The organism is Lentzea xerophila, assembly GCF_051094245.1.
In the GTDB taxonomy this organism is placed as follows: domain Bacteria; phylum Actinomycetota; class Actinomycetes; order Mycobacteriales; family Pseudonocardiaceae; genus Lentzea; species Lentzea xerophila.
On the sequence record NZ_CP194934.1, the window covers coordinates 1,926,896 to 1,942,681 of the forward strand.

Annotated in this window: 19 protein-coding genes; 11 read left to right on the top strand and 8 right to left on the bottom strand. The window is 68.5% G+C overall.

Going from position 1 to position 15,786, the window contains the following annotated elements; genetic code table 11:
• Positions 1 to 363: 363 nt before the first annotated feature.
• Entirely contained in the window at positions 364 to 918 is a 555-nt protein-coding gene (locus ACRSBM_RS09510; protein WP_434441994.1) for a helix-turn-helix domain-containing protein, read from the bottom strand.
• Between the two features lie 57 nt (positions 919 to 975).
• Between ACRSBM_RS09510 and ACRSBM_RS09515 the strand changes: the two genes are divergently transcribed.
• Positions 976 to 1,671: an AzlC family ABC transporter permease gene (locus ACRSBM_RS09515; RefSeq protein ID WP_434441997.1), complete on the top strand. Its 696-nt coding sequence runs from the start codon at positions 976 to 978 to the stop codon at positions 1,669 to 1,671.
• Positions 1,650 to 1,958 carry an AzlD domain-containing protein gene (locus ACRSBM_RS09520; protein WP_434442000.1) on the top strand — a complete coding sequence of 103 codons (309 nt, stop codon included), beginning with the start codon at positions 1,650 to 1,652 and terminating at the stop codon, positions 1,956 to 1,958. Before ACRSBM_RS09515 ends, ACRSBM_RS09520 begins: the two co-directional genes overlap by 22 nt.
• Before the next feature lie 9 nt (positions 1,959 to 1,967).
• Here ACRSBM_RS09520 and ACRSBM_RS09525 read toward each other — a convergent pair whose 3' ends face one another.
• Entirely contained in the window at positions 1,968 to 2,408 is a 441-nt protein-coding gene (locus tag ACRSBM_RS09525) for an Lrp/AsnC family transcriptional regulator (protein ID WP_434442003.1), read from the bottom strand.
• A 74-nt stretch (positions 2,409 to 2,482) separates the two neighbouring features.
• Between ACRSBM_RS09525 and ACRSBM_RS09530 the strand changes: the two genes are divergently transcribed.
• The 4 genes from ACRSBM_RS09530 (at position 2,483) to ACRSBM_RS09545 (ending at position 6,611) form a co-directional block, all read left to right on the top strand.
• Positions 2,483 to 3,670 (top strand): trans-sulfuration enzyme family protein, encoded by a 1,188-nt coding sequence (locus ACRSBM_RS09530; protein WP_434442006.1) that lies wholly within the window; start codon positions 2,483 to 2,485, stop codon positions 3,668 to 3,670.
• 140 nt (positions 3,671 to 3,810) lie between these two features.
• Positions 3,811 to 5,151: an amino acid permease gene (locus ACRSBM_RS09535; RefSeq protein ID WP_434453032.1), complete on the top strand. Its 1,341-nt coding sequence runs from the start codon at positions 3,811 to 3,813 to the stop codon at positions 5,149 to 5,151.
• 81 nt (positions 5,152 to 5,232) lie between these two features.
• Positions 5,233 to 5,865: a pyridoxal 5'-phosphate synthase glutaminase subunit PdxT gene (gene pdxT, locus ACRSBM_RS09540; protein WP_434442009.1), complete on the top strand. Its 633-nt coding sequence runs from the start codon at positions 5,233 to 5,235 to the stop codon at positions 5,863 to 5,865.
• Positions 5,862 to 6,611 carry a YebC/PmpR family DNA-binding transcriptional regulator gene (locus ACRSBM_RS09545; protein WP_204766037.1) on the top strand — a complete coding sequence of 250 codons (750 nt, stop codon included), beginning with the start codon at positions 5,862 to 5,864 and terminating at the stop codon, positions 6,609 to 6,611. Before pdxT ends, ACRSBM_RS09545 begins: the two co-directional genes overlap by 4 nt.
• A gap of 54 nt (positions 6,612 to 6,665) precedes the next feature.
• Here the strand turns inward: ACRSBM_RS09545 and ACRSBM_RS09550 are convergent, their stop codons facing one another.
• Positions 6,666 to 6,941 carry an Imm1 family immunity protein gene (locus ACRSBM_RS09550; protein WP_434442012.1) on the bottom strand — a complete coding sequence of 92 codons (276 nt, stop codon included), beginning with the start codon at positions 6,939 to 6,941 and terminating at the stop codon, positions 6,666 to 6,668.
• Positions 6,938 to 7,870, bottom strand: a complete 933-nt coding sequence (locus ACRSBM_RS09555; RefSeq protein WP_434442015.1) for an alpha/beta hydrolase family protein — start codon at positions 7,868 to 7,870, stop codon at positions 6,938 to 6,940. Before ACRSBM_RS09555 ends, ACRSBM_RS09550 begins: the two co-directional genes overlap by 4 nt.
• 114 nt (positions 7,871 to 7,984) lie before the next feature.
• Between ACRSBM_RS09555 and ACRSBM_RS09560 the strand changes: the two genes are divergently transcribed.
• Positions 7,985 to 8,569, top strand: a complete 585-nt coding sequence (locus ACRSBM_RS09560) for a TetR/AcrR family transcriptional regulator (RefSeq protein ID WP_434442017.1) — start codon at positions 7,985 to 7,987, stop codon at positions 8,567 to 8,569.
• Between the two features lie 17 nt (positions 8,570 to 8,586).
• On the opposite strand, the gene ACRSBM_RS09565 is transcribed toward ACRSBM_RS09560, so the two are convergent.
• From ACRSBM_RS09565 to ACRSBM_RS09575, 3 genes are all read right to left on the bottom strand, one after another.
• Entirely contained in the window at positions 8,587 to 10,230 is a 1,644-nt protein-coding gene (locus tag ACRSBM_RS09565; protein ID WP_434442020.1) for a methyltransferase, read from the bottom strand.
• Positions 10,231 to 10,261: 31 nt separating this feature from the next.
• Positions 10,262 to 11,383 carry an aldehyde dehydrogenase family protein gene (locus ACRSBM_RS09570; protein ID WP_434442023.1) on the bottom strand — a complete coding sequence of 374 codons (1,122 nt, stop codon included), beginning with the start codon at positions 11,381 to 11,383 and terminating at the stop codon, positions 10,262 to 10,264.
• 226 nt (positions 11,384 to 11,609) lie between these two features.
• Positions 11,610 to 12,710, bottom strand: coding sequence for a phenazine antibiotic biosynthesis protein (locus tag ACRSBM_RS09575; protein WP_434442026.1), 1,101 nt, complete (start codon positions 12,708 to 12,710; stop codon positions 11,610 to 11,612).
• 419 nt (positions 12,711 to 13,129) lie between these two features.
• Between ACRSBM_RS09575 and ACRSBM_RS09580 the strand changes: the two genes are divergently transcribed.
• The 4 genes from ACRSBM_RS09580 to ACRSBM_RS09595 all read left to right on the top strand — a co-directional run bounded on the left by ACRSBM_RS09580 (position 13,130) and on the right by ACRSBM_RS09595 (position 15,055).
• Positions 13,130 to 13,480 carry a hypothetical protein gene (locus ACRSBM_RS09580; protein ID WP_434442029.1) on the top strand — a complete coding sequence of 117 codons (351 nt, stop codon included), beginning with the start codon at positions 13,130 to 13,132 and terminating at the stop codon, positions 13,478 to 13,480.
• Between the two features lie 60 nt (positions 13,481 to 13,540).
• Complete coding sequence (locus tag ACRSBM_RS09585) at positions 13,541 to 13,954, top strand: SsgA family sporulation/cell division regulator (RefSeq protein ID WP_434442032.1); 414 nt, start codon at positions 13,541 to 13,543, stop codon at positions 13,952 to 13,954.
• 121 nt (positions 13,955 to 14,075) lie between these two features.
• On the top strand, positions 14,076 to 14,576 hold the full coding sequence (locus ACRSBM_RS09590; RefSeq protein WP_434442035.1) for a DUF4262 domain-containing protein: 501 nt from the start codon (positions 14,076 to 14,078) through the stop codon (positions 14,574 to 14,576).
• The gene (locus tag ACRSBM_RS09595) at positions 14,573 to 15,055 is read left to right on the top strand and encodes a GNAT family N-acetyltransferase (protein ID WP_434442037.1); all 483 of its coding nucleotides are present in this window, start codon (positions 14,573 to 14,575) and stop codon (positions 15,053 to 15,055) included. Before ACRSBM_RS09590 ends, ACRSBM_RS09595 begins: the two co-directional genes overlap by 4 nt.
• 154 nt (positions 15,056 to 15,209) lie before the next feature.
• Here ACRSBM_RS09595 and ACRSBM_RS09600 read toward each other — a convergent pair whose 3' ends face one another.
• A complete protein-coding gene (locus tag ACRSBM_RS09600; RefSeq protein WP_434442039.1) occupies positions 15,210 to 15,743 on the bottom strand; it encodes a TIGR03086 family metal-binding protein in 534 nt (177 codons plus the stop codon).
• Positions 15,744 to 15,786 lie beyond the last annotated feature (43 nt).

The window sequence follows — 15,786 nt, forward strand, 5'->3', positions numbered from 1 at the left end:
CCAGTGCGCCTGTGTTCTGGCATGAGGCGATGAGTGTGAACGATGAACGGGGTCTTGTGGCAAGGGCCCCCACCTGCTATAGGTTTAAGTGGGAAGAACGGGCCGGGTCGCACTACGCGACCCGGCCCGTTCGTCGTTCACGGCCCGGTCACACGGGAGATCCTGGATGGCCGCGGAGATGGCGTCATGCCCGTGGGGCCGGCCCGGCACGATCGGCCGGTGACCCGGGCGGGAGGATGCCGGCTGGTCCCGCCGCGTCCGTTGTCGCTCCGTCCGCCTGCCTGCGCCGGATCGCGGGCCGCGTCTCAAGGTCGTCGGCGATCCAGTCGTCCCGCAGGTCGGGCAACCGGTCAGCCGGCTCGGCTAGACGGTGTGCTCCATCACCATCATCGCGGTCGTCCCCGCCTCCAGCGCCTTGCAGATGTGCGGCAGGTCCCCGGGATAGACGATGTAGTCACCGGGACCCAGCTCGACCGGGTCGTCGGCGAGGCCCGCCAGGCACCGCCCGGACGCCACGATCATGTGCTCGACGCTGCCCGGCACGTGCGGCAGGGACTCGCGGGCGCCGCCCGGTTCGAGGGCCAGCCAGTAGATGTCGTGCTTGGTGCCCGGCCGGCACGCGGCGAGCAGGGTCGCGGAGTAGTGCGCGCGTTCGGAGTGGATGATCGGCCCCTCGCCGGCGCGGATCACCTGGACGCGCGGCACGGCGGGTTCGACGAGCTGGCTGAACGGGACTCCCAGAGCCACGCCGAGTGCCCAGAGGGTCTCGACGCTGGGGTTGCCGGAGCCCGACTCCAGCTGGGAGAGCGTCGACTTCGCGATGCCGGCCTTCTTGGCGAGCTCGGAGAGCGAGATTCCGGTGCGGTCGCGCTCGCGCCGGAGGTTGGCCGCGATGAGGTCGAGTGGTGCGTTCGACACAGAAGTCCATCCGTTCGGCTTGACGAACACCCGTTCCAGTGTTCATCGTAATGGGTGATGCGTTCGATATGGCGAACCCTTGATGCTGTGCTCCTGCGTGACGTCGCCGCAGTCGCACTGGGTGCCGCGGTCACCGGCGCCTCCTTCGGCGCGATCTCGGTCGGGTCCGGTCTGCCGTGGTGGATGCCGGTGCTGATGTCGCTGGTGATCTTCGCGGGCGGCTCGCAGTTCATGGCGGTGGGCGTCGTCGCCGCCGGTGGCAGCCCCGCGGCCGCGGTGCTGGCCGGGCTGGTGCTCAACGCGCGGCACCTGCCGTTCGGGCTCGCGATCGGGGACGTGCTGGGGCGCGGCCCCCTCGCCCGGATCGTCGGCAGTCACCTGCTCATCGACGAGTCGACGGCCTTCGCGATGGCGCAGAAGGACCCCGCGAGAGCGCGTGCGGCCTACTGGGCGTGCGGCGTGTCGTTGTTCTTCAGCTGGAACGTCGGTGTGCTGGTCGGTGCGCTCGCCGGCCAGGCGATCGGCGACACGATGACGTTCGGCCTGGACGCGGCCTTCCCGGCGGCGCTGCTCGCGCTCACCCTGCCCGCGCTCAAGGACGCGGCGACGCGCAACGCGGCGCTGGTCGGCGCGGCGATCGCGCTCGCGACGACGCCGTTCCTGCCCGCGGGTCTGCCGGTGCTGCTCGCGCTCGCCGGGCTGTTCGTGTTCAAGACGAAGAAGGTGGAACCGTGCCCGTCACCGCAGTCCTGATCCTCGCCGCGGGCACGTTCGCGATCCGGCTGGCCGGTCCGCTGCTGCGGGACCGGATCACGTTGCCCGACCGGGTCCGCGAACTGATGACCGCCTCGGCGACGGTGCTGCTGTTCGCGCTGGTGGCGATCTCGGCGTTGACGAACGGCAAGCAGTTCGGCGGCTGGGCGCTCGCGACCGGGGTCGTCGTCGGCGGGCTCGCGGCGTGGCGGAAGCTGCCGTTCGTGGCCGTCATCGTGCTGGCCGCGGCGACCACGGCGGGGCTGCGGCTCGTCGGCGTGGCATAAAGGCTCCGGTCAATGCTTGCGAACGTGCGAGAAGAGCAGGTTCGTATGAACCTCGGTCACTTCCCGCCGGCTGGTGAACTTGTCGAGCACGAGTCGCTGCAGATGGCCGACGTCCGCTACCGCGACGTGCACCAGGAAATCCTCCGGACCCGTCACATGGGAGAGCGCGAGCGTTTCCGGCAGTGACAGCACATAGGCCATGAACGGGTCGACGATCTCTTTGGTGTGCGGCCGGATCTTCACCGCGAGCATCGCCTGCACGTGCTGTCCGACCGCGTTCGGGTCGACCTCCGCGTGATAGCCGGTGATCACTCCGCGTTCCCGCAGGGCCCGGTGCCGGACCACCGCCGTGGACTGCGCGACGTTGACGCGTTCGGCCAGGTCCTTGTTCTGCAGCCGCGCGTCCTTCCGCAGCTCCCGCACGATGGCCTCGTCGATCGAATCCAGCACGGCTCTTCTCCGTTTCACCGAATCAGCTGCGGTTCGTTGCCCATTCTGCCGAGGAAGTCTCCACCATTCGGGCCATGACGCGCATCGAGACCATCGCAGTGCACGGCGGCCGTGACGACCTCGCGGAACTCGGCGTGCACGCGCCTCCCATCGACCTGTCCACCACCTACCCCGTGCCCGACCAGGCACTCGGCGGGGAAGCGCTGGGTGAGTGGGCCACGGGCGCCGCGCGGGCCACCTCGCCCGTGTACGCGCGGCTGCACAACCCGACGGTGGCCCGGTTCGAACAGGCACTCGCGGCCCTCGAGCGCACCGAGACGTCCGTGGCGTTCGGCAGCGGCATGGCGGCGGTGACCGCCGTGGTCCAGGCCGCCTGCGTGATGGCGGGAAAGCCGCACGTCGTGGCCGTGCGGCCGTTGTACGGCGGCACCGACCACCTGCTGTCGTCCGGTCTCCTGGGCGTCAGGACCACCTACGTGGAAGCGGGCCTGGTGTCCTCCGCGATCCGGCCGGACACCGGGCTCGTGGTCGTCGAGACGCCCGCCAACCCCAACCTGGACCTGGTCGACATCGAGCACGTCGTGCGCCAGGCCGGCTCGGTGCCGGTGATGGTCGACAACACCTTCGCGACGCCGATCCTGCAGAACCCGGCGCTGCACGGCGCCTCCTACGTGCTGCACTCCGGCACCAAGTACCTCGGCGGGCACGGTGACGTGCTGGGCGGCGTCGTGGCGTGCTCCGAGCAGGACGCGGCGGCGTTGCGGCAGGTCAGGATCATCACGGGGGCCGTGCTGCACCCCCTCGGCGGCTACCTGCTGCACCGCGGCCTGGCCACCCTGCCACTGCGCGTCGAGGCGGCTTCCCGGTCCGCCGCCGTGCTGGCCGCGCGGCTCGCGGAGCACGACGCCGTCGAGTTCGTGCGCTACCCGTCCACGTCACGGCAGATGCGGGGGACCGGCGCGATGATCGCGTTCGGCGTGCACGGCGACCCGACGTCGGTTGTGCGACGGCTGAAGCTGATCACGCCCGCCGTGTCGCTGGGGTCGGTCGACACGTTGATCGAGCACCCCTCGGCGTTGACCCATCGCCTGGTACCCGGCGAAGAACTGCGCGCATCGGGAGTTCCGGACAATTTGCTGCGCATTTCCGTGGGACTCGAGCACGTCGAAGACATTTGGTCGGACCTGAACGCGGCTCTCTGTGACGTCCCTTACGTTAAGCCTTCCCTAGGTGATTTCTTGGTGACGACGGCCACTCACTAATGTCCCAACGCATCAGCGCGTCGGGGCGCGGGAGGTTCCGACGCGAGCGTTTTTCCGTTTTCGGAAGGAACCTCCGAGTGAGTTCTGTGGAAACTGATGCGGACGGCTACACCAAGGCGCTGAGCAAGCGCCAGGTGCAGATGATCGCCATCGGTGGCGCGATCGGCGTCGGCCTCTTCCTGGGCGCGGGCGGACGCCTCGCCACAGCGGGGCCGTCGCTGATCCTGTCGTACGCGGTGTGCGGCCTCGCGGCGTTCTTCGTCATGCGCGCGCTGGGTGAACTGGTGCTGCACCGCCCGGTCGCCGGCAGCTTCGTCGAGTACGCCCGCGAGTTCATCGGCCCGTGGGCCGGCTTCACATCGGGCTGGATGTACTGGGTGAACTGGGCGATGACGGGCATCGCCGAGATCACCGCCGTCGCGATCTACATGCACAAGTGGTTCCCGGACCTGCCGCAGTGGATCACCGCGCTGGTCGCCCTCGTCGTGCTGGTCGCGATCAACATGTTGTCCGTCAAGCTGTTCGGTGAGCTGGAGTTCTGGTTCTCCGTCATCAAGGTAACGGCCATCGTCGTGTTCCTGGTGACCGGCGTCGGGCTCGTCATCGCCGCCGCGGACATCGGCGGCACCACGGCTTCCGTCACGAACACCGTGAGCCACGGCGGACTCTTCCCGGCCGGCTTCGGCGTCGCCCTGATGACGTTGCAGGCCGTCATCTTCGCGTACTCGGCCATCGAGCTCGTCGGTATCGCCGCGGGCGAGACCAAGGACCCGGAGAAGATCATGCCGCGCGCCATCAACGGCGTGGTGTACCGGATCGCGATCTTCTACGTCGGTTCGGTGCTGTTGTTGACGATGCTGCTGCCCTGGGACCACTACACCGGCACCGAGTCGCCGTTCGTGACCGTTTTCTCCGCTCTGGGAATTCCGGCGGTCGGCGACATCATGAACGCCGTCGTGCTCACCGCGGCACTGTCCTCGTGCAATTCCGGCCTTTACTCGACCGGCCGCATCCTGCGGTCACTCGCGCAGAAGGGCGAGGCGCCCGCGTTCACCGGCAAGATGAACTCCCGGCACGTTCCTTTCGGAGGCATTCTCTTCACCGGTGCGGCGTATCTGTTCGGTGTGGTGCTCAACTACACCGTGCCCAAGGACGCGTTCGACATCGCGATCGCCGTCGCCTCGCTCGGTGTCGTGTCCACCTGGGCCACATTGATCATCTGCCAGCTCCGGTTGCGCAGGAAGGCGATGGCGGGAGAGCTGGAACGGCCCTCGTACCGGATGCCCGGCGCGCCCTACACCTCCTACGGGACGCTCGCGTTCCTGGCGCTGGTGGTCGGGCAGATGGCGTTCTCCGAAGGAGCGGCGGAGAGGATCGCGTTCTGGTCCATCCCGGTGCTCGCCCTGATCTTGTTCCTCGGGTGGCGCTACGTGCAGTCGCGCCGTCCGGCGGAACAGCGGGAACTCGTCACCACCGACTGACGCATCCCGTTCAGGCCGCGAGCCGTCCCCTCACGAAGGGGGCGGCTCGCGGCGTTCGAAACCTCGAATATGCTGGTAGGCATGGTTGTCGCTGCCCCTCCCGTCATTGGCGTGCTCGCTCTTCAGGGCGATGTCCAGGAGCACCTCGTGTCGCTCGCGAAGTGCGATGTCACCGCACGGCCCGTGCGTCGCGCCGAAGAGCTCGACGAGCTGGACGGGATCGTCATCCCCGGCGGCGAGTCGACGACCATGAGCAAGCTGCTGGACAACTTCGAGCTGCTCGAGCCGTTGCGGGCGAAGATCAAGGCTGGTTTCCCGGCCTACGGGTCGTGCGCGGGCATGATCCTGCTGGCCAACGACGTGCTCGACGGGCGAGAGGACCAGCACCAGCTCGGCGGCCTGAACATCACCGTCCGGCGCAACGCGTTCGGGCGGCAGATCGACTCGTTCGAGACCGACCTCGACCTGGCCGGCGAGCGCGTGCACGCCGTGTTCATCCGTGCGCCGTGGGTGGAGGCGGTGAGCGGTGACGTCGAGGTTCTCGCTACCGTGCCCGTTACGGCTGAGGCGGGCGATGCCGCCGGTAGGATCGTCGCGGTCAGGCAGGGCAAGGTGCTGGCAACGGCGTTTCATCCGGAGCTCACGGGGGATGAGCGCGTCCACCGCCTGTTCGTGGACATGGTTCGTGGTTTGACTGGTTCGGAGGAGAAATGAGCGGCCACTCCAAGTGGGCGACCACCAAGCACAAGAAGGCCGCCATTGACGCCAAGCGCGGCAAGCTCTTCGCGCGGCTGATCAAGAACATCGAGGTGGCGGCCCGCACCGGTGGTGGGGACCCGGATGGCAACCCGACGCTGTACGACGCGATCCAGAAGGCCCGGAAGAACTCCGTGCCGCTGGACAACATCGAGCGCGCCCGCAAGCGCGGCGGTGGCGAGGAGGCGGGCGGCGCCGACTGGCAGACCATCATGTACGAGGGCTACGGCCCCAACGGTGTCGCGGTGCTCATCGAGTGCCTCACGGACAACCGCAACCGCGCCGCGACCGAGGTCCGCACGGCCATGACCCGCAACGGCGGTTCGATGGCCGACCCCGGCTCCGTGTCGTACATGTTCAGCCGCAAGGGCGTCGTGATCGTGCCGAAGGCGGGCACGACCGAGGACGACGTGATGCTGGCGGTGCTGGAGGCCGGCGCCGAGGAGGTCAACGACCTGGGCGAGGCCTTCGAGGTCGTGTCCGAGGCCGGCGACCTGATCCCGGTGCGCAAGGCCCTGCAGGACGCGGGCATCGACTACGAGTCGGCCGAGTCGAGCTTCCTGCCGTCGGTGTCGGTGCAGCTGGAGGCCGAGGGCGCGAAGAAGATCTTCAAGCTGATCGACGCGCTGGAGGACTGCGACGACGTGCAGAACGTCTTCGCGAACTTCGACGTGTCGGACGAGGTCATGGCCGAGGTCGGCTGAGAACTGGTCCCAGAAACGCCGGTCACGCGGAGCGCGTGACCGGCGTTCTTCGTTTCAGAGGATGTTGGCGGTCCTCTGCCATTGGACGCAGGTGGGGCGGTTGCCGGTCAGCTGGAACTCGCCCAGCGCTTTCGTGATGACGTCCAGGCTGATTGCCGCGCCAGGCGGGAACGGCGTCTCGTTGGCCCTGTCGATGTACAGCACGGGCGGAGTGCCCCCGAGTTCCTCGGTCGCGACGGACGCCCATGAACCGAACTGACCGTGTGCATCGTCCGGGTCAGGTCCGACGTAGTGCAACGCGCCGAGCTCCGACTTGTCTTCGTTTCTCACCGGGTGTCGATGCGCCCGATCGGGTCGGCGGACTCCGCGAGCTCCGCCTGCACCTGCTTCCACGCCAGGCCGTCGATGCCCAGGGCGTCGCGCAGATAGGCCCAGGACGCCCGCCGAACCAGCGCCACGCGCTCGGGGCTCTCGTCGGTCGTGTCGGTGGCGTTGTAGCCGTGGATCCCGCCGAGCGAGTGCTCCCCGCCGAACAACGTGAGCAGGTCGCGGGCGCCGGGGCTGTGGTGGTGGACGTCGGTGAACCAGTCGGGGCCGCGCGTCGAGAGCAGGGACTGGTCGTGGTCACCGGCGACGACGAGCGCGGGCGTGGTCAGGTTGGCGAAGTCGGGCGACATGAAGGAGAAGTTCTCCTGGGCGAACGGTGTCAGGGCGTCGCCGCCGAAGCCTGTCGTCGCGAGGAGCACGCCGGCTTTGACGCGGGCGTCGGTCAGGTCGGGGCCGGGGGTGCCGTCCGCGCCGACGACGCGGGCGCCGAGCAGCATGCCGACCGTCTGGCCGCCCCAGGAATGTCCCGCGACGGCGAGGCGGTCGCGGTCGACGCGCTCGGCCAGGCCGGGGACCGCGCCGAGGATGTCGCCGAGGTCGTCGAGCACCCGTTGGACGTCCTGGACGCGGATCTGCCAGATGTCGGAGTACCGGGGGTCCGCGGGCGTGACGCCGAGGGTGATCGAGTCCAGGAACGTCGGCTGCACGACGACGAAGCCGTTGGAGGCCCAGAAGTCGACCAGCGGGTCGTACGAGGACATCGACTGGCTGAAGCCGTGGGCGAAGACGATGATCGGCAGGCCGGTGCCCCGGGCCGGTGCCGACACGCGCACCTGCAGGTCGTCGCCACGGTCCGGCGCGGGCAGCACGACCGGTTTGACGCTGATGATCGGGGTGGCGAAAGCGGGTACGGCGGTGCTGGTCACGGGCATGAGAGGGTCCTTCTCGAACGTGGGCGGGCGTTGCTAGACTCCTAACCGGAGCGCAGTTCCGAATATACGGAGCAATGTTCCGCTTGGCAAGCGTGAGTGATGGGAGAGTGCTGCGTGGGTGCAGGGGAGGCGTCGGCCAAGCGTGCGGACGCACGGCGCAACGAGAAGGCGCTGCTCGATGCCGCGGCCTCGGTGTTCGTGACCGACGGGGTGGACGCGCCGGTGCGCCGGATCGCCGCCGAGGCGGGCGTCGGCATGGGAACGATCTACCGGCACTTCCCCACGCGGGCCGATCTCGTCGTGGCGGTGTACCGGCACCAGGTCGACGCCTGCGCCGAAGCCGGGCCCGCTCTGCTCGCGACGGCGCCGTCACCGTTCGCGGCGCTGCGCCAGTGGGTGGACCTGTTCGCGGACTTCCTCGTGACCAAGCACGGCCTCGGCGCCGCGACCCGCAACGACCCCGACGGCTTCGCCACCCTGCACGCGCTGTTCCTCGACCGGCTCGTGCCGGTGCTCGCCGACATCCTCGCCGCCGCCCGCGACGCGGGTGAGATCACGGCGGAAATCCCCGCGTACCAACTGCTTCGCGCGATCGGCGACATCTGTGCGGGCGCCGAGCGGGTCGATCCCGACTACGACGCGCGGCTGACCATCAGGCTGCTGCTGGACGGATGCCGGCGTGAGAACGCGGCCGGCTGACCACGACGGCGCCTCGATCAGCAGGCCTTCGCCACCACCAGGTTCAGGTCCACCGGTAGCGCTCGCATCTCCTGGACCTGGAAACCCGCGTCCAGCAACAGCTTCTCGTACTCGGACCGCTCGCGCTCACGGCCGCCGGTGACGGCGAGCATCTGCAGGTCCCACACCGCCCCCAGATCGCCTGCCCGCGGTGGCGTGCCGGCCTCGGGCAGGAAGCGCTCGAGAACGAGCAGGGTCGCACCGTCCTGACACGCGTCGCGGCAGTTGGCCAGAATCCGTGCACAATCCTCGTCGCTCCAATCGTGCAGCACACGGGAAAGCACGTACACGTCACCGCCCGAGGGCACACTGGTGAAGAAGTCACCCGAAACAGTGCGGAACCGCTTCTCGCCGTGGTGCAGCGACGCGGCGTGTGTGGTCACGTGATCGCGGTCGAACACGACACCGGAGACCTCATCGTGCTCCCGGAGCACGGCTTGCAGGAGCGTTCCGTTGCCGCCACCGACATCGATCACCGTTGCCCCGATGGGGAAGTCGTAGGTTCGGGCCATCTCGTCGGCCACGAGCTCCGCCACGGCCTGCATCGCCCGGTCGAACGTCCGGGCTTCTTCGGGATTTCCGGCGAAGTGTTCGAAGTGCTCGACACCGAACCGGTGGCGGAACGCCGTCGCACCCGTGCGCACCGTCGCGCCGAGCTCGCTCCACGCGTCGTAGAACCCACCGCCGTACAGCCGCGTGAGGTCGCTGAACGGGTTGCTCGAATGCAGAAGGTTGCCCATCTCCGTGTTGGCGTACGTCGCGTCGTCGAGCTGACGGACCACACCGACGCGCTCCAGGTACCGCAACAGTCGCGTGATGGCAGCAGGGTCACAACCGGTACGTTCGGCGACATCGGCCGCGCTGAGGCGGGAGGAGTCCAGCACGTCCGCAAGCCCGATCTGCGCGGCCACATGAACAGCCCTGGCCGCCCAATGGCCTGCCAGGATCGACAGCAACGCCGTGTGCTCGTCCAGATTCTCGGCCTCAGCCGAGCGGTGCGCGTCGAGAACGTCGGTGCGATGCCCGGACGTGGTCAGTTCCAGCCGCCCGAGATGCGACGCAGCCGACCCCGCCTGGAAGTACAGCACCGTGCGGCCGCCGGTGGCGGCATGTTCGTTCGGGTTGTAGCCGCAGCCGTCCGTGCGCATGTCGAGCTGCCGGCAGCGACGCCACACCGCCTCCAGCTCGTCGCCGGGGACGAACCAGGCGAGATGCGACTCCGCTCCCGTCGACCTCTCCCGCGCCACCAGTCCACTGTGAACGGAGGCGTTCTCCTGCGGCAGCACGAAGATCTCCAGCCCGGCCTGGCCTCCGTGACGCCGGTGGGCCCGCACGATGGAGACGTTCAGATCGCGCGCGCTCACCCGGTAGCGCCGGGCGAGGCGATCCCGGACCACCACACTGGGGAACGGCTCGTCGACTTCGTAACCCTCGTTCACGCAGAACCCGACGACGTCGTCAACGCTGTCCGGAAAGACCAGGACCCCGGCATGGTCGAAGCTCATCCGGGCGCTTTCCGGGAACTCCCCACCGACTGCTCCGGCAAGGAAATCCTCGGCTGTGGCACGGGCAGCGATGTCCATGGCCGCGCGCAACCGTTGCTCATCGTGGCGGTCAAGCATGTCGTTTCCCCTCTTCAGCGAACGGAGTCGGTCACGGCAGGACTGACTTGCTCTTCATCAGGAACTCCGCGAGGTGCCCGTCGTGCGGAAGTCCCGGGCGCATGTGGTGGGTGGGGTTGTCTCCGATGTGGAGGTTGCTGATCGAACCGTCCTCGGCCAGCGACTCGAGCAGTTCGCTGTCCGTGGTGATCGCGGTCAGCGTGAGGGTGTTCCTCAACGGACCGATGCCGTCCGCACGAGACCACGGAACCACCCACGCGCAAGGGAAAGGCAGCTCGATCTGCGCCTGTGGCGCGGTGGCCTGTGCGAGCAGCACGACCGCGGGACGCAGCACGGCACCGCCTGTGTCCAGTTCGGCGATTGCGTTCTCGCCCGCCATGAACTCGGCATCGGCTGCCTGCGCCCGCAAGTAGGCCTCGGTTGCCCTTGCGCGTTCGAGTGAGAACGTCGGCAGCACGGCGTTCTCGTGCAGCGGAGGAAGAACGGGGAGTTCACCGAGCCTGCGCGCCAGCTCCTTCGCCACCGCGGCCGCGTCGCCCTCCACGAACACGGCCGAGGTGTTGACGCACGCCGTCCCGCCGAATCCACTGACCGAGTCGACGATCGTGTCGACGTGATCACGCCAGTCGTCCCGGGCGAGCAGTACCTTGGAACGCCCGGGCCCCTGGACCAGCACGTCGGAACGAGCGCCGTATGCCGCCACGACGTCGTCACCGCCGTAGACCAAAGCCAGATCCGCCGCATCGACGAGCACGTCGGCGGTGGCGTGGTCACAGGGCAGCAGAACCACCTGGTCGTCGTGGAAACCGCTGGCGCGCAACGCACTCACTAACCGGCGTGGCGTGAACGGTTCGCGTTGGGACGGCCGGACAGCGACGCGGTAGCCCAGCGCGAGTGCTTCGAGCCACGCGGCGTGCACCGCGGGATGGTTACCCGGTGCCAGCACCGCGAGCACTTCGCCGCGCCGAACCCACAGCGCGCCCGCGTCCCGAACGTTCCGCCAGTCCTGCACGGAGGTCCGAGGCTGTGCTCCGGTGACGGTCGCCTCCGCCTGGGCCGCCGTCTCGGCGATTCGCCGCGAAGCCTCGCGCACCACGGGAAGCGCGACACCGCTGGAAAGAGACACACGGCGTTCATGCTCGTCCAAGGTCACTCCGTCGACCGTGCCCAGGAACAACTCACCAGCGGCGGCAAGTGCCCTGAACCGCTCCGCGCGTGACAGTGGACGGGCATCGCGCAGCGCGCGTAGGTTCCGCCGGACGTACATCGGTGGAACAACACTCATCACAGCGAGTTCGCTGCCGTCCACACCGGACACACGACTGGTACGCGTGGTGCTGTAGGAACCCTGCACACCCAGCGCGTCCAGGCGCACGGGCTCAGTACACACCCTCGATCACCTGCGCCTGCTCGAACACCGCGACCGGCGTCACGTCCGCTACCGACACGCCGAGCGCGCCGGGGAGAGCCGGCATCCGCATGGCTTCGTCCCGCTCGAGATTGTTGGGCAGCAACATGGACTTGCTGATGTGGTGCGTGACGACCCGGCCGCGCTCGCCGTCCGCGACCGGAGTCCGCGTGTCCGGGTCGACGACTTCGAAGCTGACAAAGGGTGAGAAGGAATCGAACACGCACGGACCAGAGCCGTCCGTGTCGCTCGGCCGCTCCATCGTGCCACCGAGGATCATCGTGCTGCCGTATTGGCCGCGCAACCGCACGTCCGGAAAGACGTCCTGCTGCAGAATCGCACGGGTGTCGGCGTCCAGGTGAGCGCCGCCCCACATGATGACGGACACCTTCTCGTTGATCGCCTTGACCAGGTGGTCCCGTTCGGCCATCCGTTCCAGCAAAGGCGGCGTGATCACGAGAACGCCGACATTCTGTTGCGCGAGAACGGATTCCGCCTGGTCCACGATGTGTTCGGCATAGCGACCGGCCTCCGCGGCCCGTCCTTCCTGAAGGCTGCGACGGACCCACCGCGGATCCAGGTCGACGCTGAACCCGATCCCTCCGCGCATGCGCGGGAGTTCCGCCATGAGCCGGCCGAAGATGTGCGGACCGGTCGGGGCGAGCGTCAGCCAGTTGACGCCGCGGGGGAACCCGAGCGCGTCCATGCGGTCCGACTTCCAGGACAACAACTCGGTGAACCAGTCCGACATCAGCAGCACCCGCTTGGGCGTTCCCGTCGTCCCGCCGCTGTCGTACGAGCCGATGATGTCTGCCTTGCCGTTGTAGCCGCGCGGGATGAGTTCCTCCAAGGGAACATCTCTGAACTCGTTCGCCACGTTCGGGAACAGCCGCAGGTCGGCATGCGTCCGAATGTCCTCGCGCGGATCGAAGTCGAGCGAGCGTGCCCGTTCCAGCCAGAAAGGTGATCCCGTCCGCGGATCGAAGTGCCACCGCATCGCGGCGGACAGGAACTCGGTCTCCGACCAGGCGCGGTCCGCGCTCGGATCGGAAAAAGTGGCAGCGTCCAGCATCAGCCCTCCCAGCTGAAAAGGAAATGACGCGGACCGCGATCGTGAGGCGGTCCGCCGAAGCGATGTATCGGACGGTAGTGCGACGGCTACTCAGCGGGAGCTTGTCGTAACCCCGGTCCGCACTGGCAGACAACAGTTGGTGCCCGAAGGTGAGATTTTCCCGAGCGGCGCACACCGAGCAGGCAGGACCGGGGATCCTGCCGCGAACGATGGGTCACCGGCCGGGCGCGAGACTCCGTAGGTCACCTCCACAGGTGTCCGCGCCGACCAGGGAAGATGCTCTTGCGCCCCGCTATCGCCGCAGGTCAACGGCTGAATCCCAGTACATCGTCGGATGGCCGATGTCTCCCGGGTCACCCAACGCCAGCATTGGTTGTGCCCGACGTACCCGTGAAAGCCGAGATCGGAGGAACGTCGTCATGAACGCGACATTCGCCCAACGTCTGGTCATCGAGGACCGCGCCGAGGACGCCGGCTTCATGGCGCCCGACGACCGGCTCACCTGCCACGTGCACGGCAGGTGGATCCACCAGTGCGTCTCCTCGCCCGTGCACGTCAACCAGGTCACCCGCCACCGCTGGTGCCGCGCCTGCCGGACGCCGCTGGGCATCGTCATCGACGAGCTGACCCGTGACGTCCTGATGCGCTGCCAACGGTGCGGTGAGGGCGGAAGCGCGGCCACCACCCGGTTAATCGCGGCGTGCCGCAAGAGCTTGCGCGCTGCCACGGGCGAAGCCAGGCACATCACCCCGCTCGCGGCCTGTGCGTGACCCAGGCCCACCCCCCGCTGACTGACGCTGGTCTCGCCGGCTACGAGGAGGAAAGCGACCATGAGCAACGGAGATCTGACCGCCAGGACGACGCTCCACCTGCTGGCTCCCGGCGTGGCGCCGGTACCGGTGGAAGCGGAGTTGACGTACGCCACGGAGGACCCGTACGCGGTCACGGTCGTGTTCCACGCCGGCGGAGGGCAGGTCACGTGGATGTTCGCCCGCGACCTGCTGGCCGACGGCCTGCTGGCGCCGGCAGGGGAGGGCGACGTCCTGGTGCGGCCGGCGGCCGACGACCCGAGCCGGGTCATCGTGGAACTCAGCACTCCGGCCGGGTCCGCGGTCCTGAGCGCGGTGGCGGAGGAGCTGGCCGAGTTCCTCGACCGGTCCTACGACGTCGTTCAGCCAGGCGAGGAAGACCTGTGGATCGACTTCGACCGGGAACTCCGGAAGCTCGTCTCGACCATCGACTAGGTCGAGTCCCGCGAGTCCGTTCGCCGAGAGTCACGGACACCGAACGTGCCCGCATCCTGGAGCGTTGGAGCCGCTCCAAGCAGGCATAAGGCACCCGAGAAGGTGCCGTAGGGTGGACGGCGTGCTTTCCGACGAAGACATCGAGCTGCGGGCCCGCCTGCTCTCCGCCGCCGACCGGCACGGTCACACCAACATCGTCGTGAACCCCGACTCCGAGGGAGCGGGGTACGTGTTCTCGGTCGGGGCCTGGCGCCGGTTCGGCGTGGCCGAGGCGGTCGTGATCGGGCTTCCCCAGGGCATGGGGGAGAACCTCGTCAACACCTACGTGCGGCGGGCCAGCGGCGGTGAGCGGTTCGTGCCGGGGCAGCTCTACCACGACTTCTTCGACGGTGTGCCGGTCACGTTCGAGCGGGTCTACAAGGGGTTCTACCCCGAGTTCTTCGGCAGCGCGTACCTGCTCTACGACGGGTCGGACTTCGCGGCCGTGCAGATCATCGTGCCGACGCCGCAAGGCCACTGGCCGTGGCAGCCGGACGCGCCGGAAGGCTTCCACGACCACCAGCTGGTGCTGACCGAGAGCGGTGTGCCCGAGAGCTGGACGCCGGGGATCACCGGCCCGTGACCGTCCATATCGGACCACTGCTGCCGGCGCACGCGGGCGAGGTCATGACGGTCCAGCGGGCCGCGTACCTGCAGGAAGCACGCCGGTACGGGGCGTGGGACCTGCCGCCGCTCGTGGAGACGCTCGACCAGATCCGCGACCACCTGAGTGACGGCACACCGGCGTTGGGCGCGTTCGACGGGCAACGGCTGATCGGGTCGGTGCGCAGCCGGGTCGACGGTGACCGCATGGAGGTCGCGCGGCTGGCCGTCGCGCCCGACGTCCAGGGTGGCGGGGTCGGGCGGAGGCTCCTGCAGGCGATCAGCGCGCGGGCGCCGGAGGGTGTCGGCGTCGTCTGGCTGTTCACCGGTGCCGAGAGCGACGACAACCTGCGGTTCTACGGCCGCGCCGGGTTCAGCAAGGCCGGCGAGCACCTCGACGCCGTCGGAATCAGGTGCGTGACCCTGGAGAAACGTTGTCCGGAGGTCGTTGTCCGCTGAACTCGCTCCGACACCGGACAACGATCGACCTGTAGAAATGCGGTGCGGCCGGCCAGTCCGGGGGGATCTGGGGGCCGTAGCCGGGGGAGGAGCGCCCCGCCCCGCAGGAGGCAGGGGGATGCGGAGCGGGGCGCTTCAGAACACCGGAGACCCGTTACGGCTTGCGTCCCAGGAGTCCGATCAGTCGTGTTTGGTCGTCGGCGTCCGCGGCAACCGGAACGGGTGAGTCGAACATCGACGACCCGCCCCACTCGTCGATGTTGCGTTCCACGTACGCCAGCACCGCCGACGCCAGGTCCGGGTCGATCCGCTCGTCGGCACCGATCGACCGCGCCAGGTCCCAGGCGTGCACCGCGAGGTCCACGGTCATCTGCCAGCAGTACTCCTCGGCGTCGATCGTCCCCGACGACACGCTCACCGTCTTGTCCAGCGCGGACGGTTCGAGCCACGCCTCGCGCGCCGCCGCGGCCGCGACCACCCAGGACACGAGCGGCTCGTCGCCGAGGTTGTCGTGGTCGAAGCGGTTACCGACCTGCTTCGGCGTGCAGCCGGCGAGCAGTTCCGGAGCCCACAGTTGCTCGTAGACGAGGTGGCCGACGAGGTCTCTGACCGACCACTCCCGGCAGGGGGTGCCGAGCGACCACTGGTCCGGTGCGATCTGCCGGACCCGCCGATCGAACTCCGTCATCGCCACTCCGTGCGCCTGGATCAAGTCCACCCCACAAGTGCAT

Bases quoted from the DNA above. Each gene is read 5' to 3' on its own strand.
- ACRSBM_RS09515 (WP_434441997.1), top strand. From the start codon at position 976: ATGCGTTCGATATGGCGAACCCTTGATGCTGTGCTCCTGCGTGACGTC.
- ACRSBM_RS09530 (WP_434442006.1), top strand. From the start codon at position 2,483: ATGACGCGCATCGAGACCATCGCAGTGCACGGCGGCCGTGACGACCTC.
- ACRSBM_RS09535 (WP_434453032.1), top strand. From the start codon at position 3,811: ATGATCGCCATCGGTGGCGCGATCGGCGTCGGCCTCTTCCTGGGCGCG.
- pdxT (WP_434442009.1), top strand. From the start codon at position 5,233: ATGGTTGTCGCTGCCCCTCCCGTCATTGGCGTGCTCGCTCTTCAGGGC.
- ACRSBM_RS09545 (WP_204766037.1), top strand. From the start codon at position 5,862: ATGAGCGGCCACTCCAAGTGGGCGACCACCAAGCACAAGAAGGCCGCC.
- ACRSBM_RS09555 (WP_434442015.1), bottom strand. From the start codon at position 7,870: ATGCCCGTGACCAGCACCGCCGTACCCGCTTTCGCCACCCCGATCATC.
- ACRSBM_RS09565 (WP_434442020.1), bottom strand. From the start codon at position 10,230: ATGCTTGACCGCCACGATGAGCAACGGTTGCGCGCGGCCATGGACATC.
- ACRSBM_RS09575 (WP_434442026.1), bottom strand. From the start codon at position 12,710: ATGCTGGACGCTGCCACTTTTTCCGATCCGAGCGCGGACCGCGCCTGG.
- ACRSBM_RS09580 (WP_434442029.1), top strand. From the start codon at position 13,130: ATGAACGCGACATTCGCCCAACGTCTGGTCATCGAGGACCGCGCCGAG.
- ACRSBM_RS09585 (WP_434442032.1), top strand. From the start codon at position 13,541: ATGAGCAACGGAGATCTGACCGCCAGGACGACGCTCCACCTGCTGGCT.
- ACRSBM_RS09600 (WP_434442039.1), bottom strand. From the start codon at position 15,743: ATGACGGAGTTCGATCGGCGGGTCCGGCAGATCGCACCGGACCAGTGG.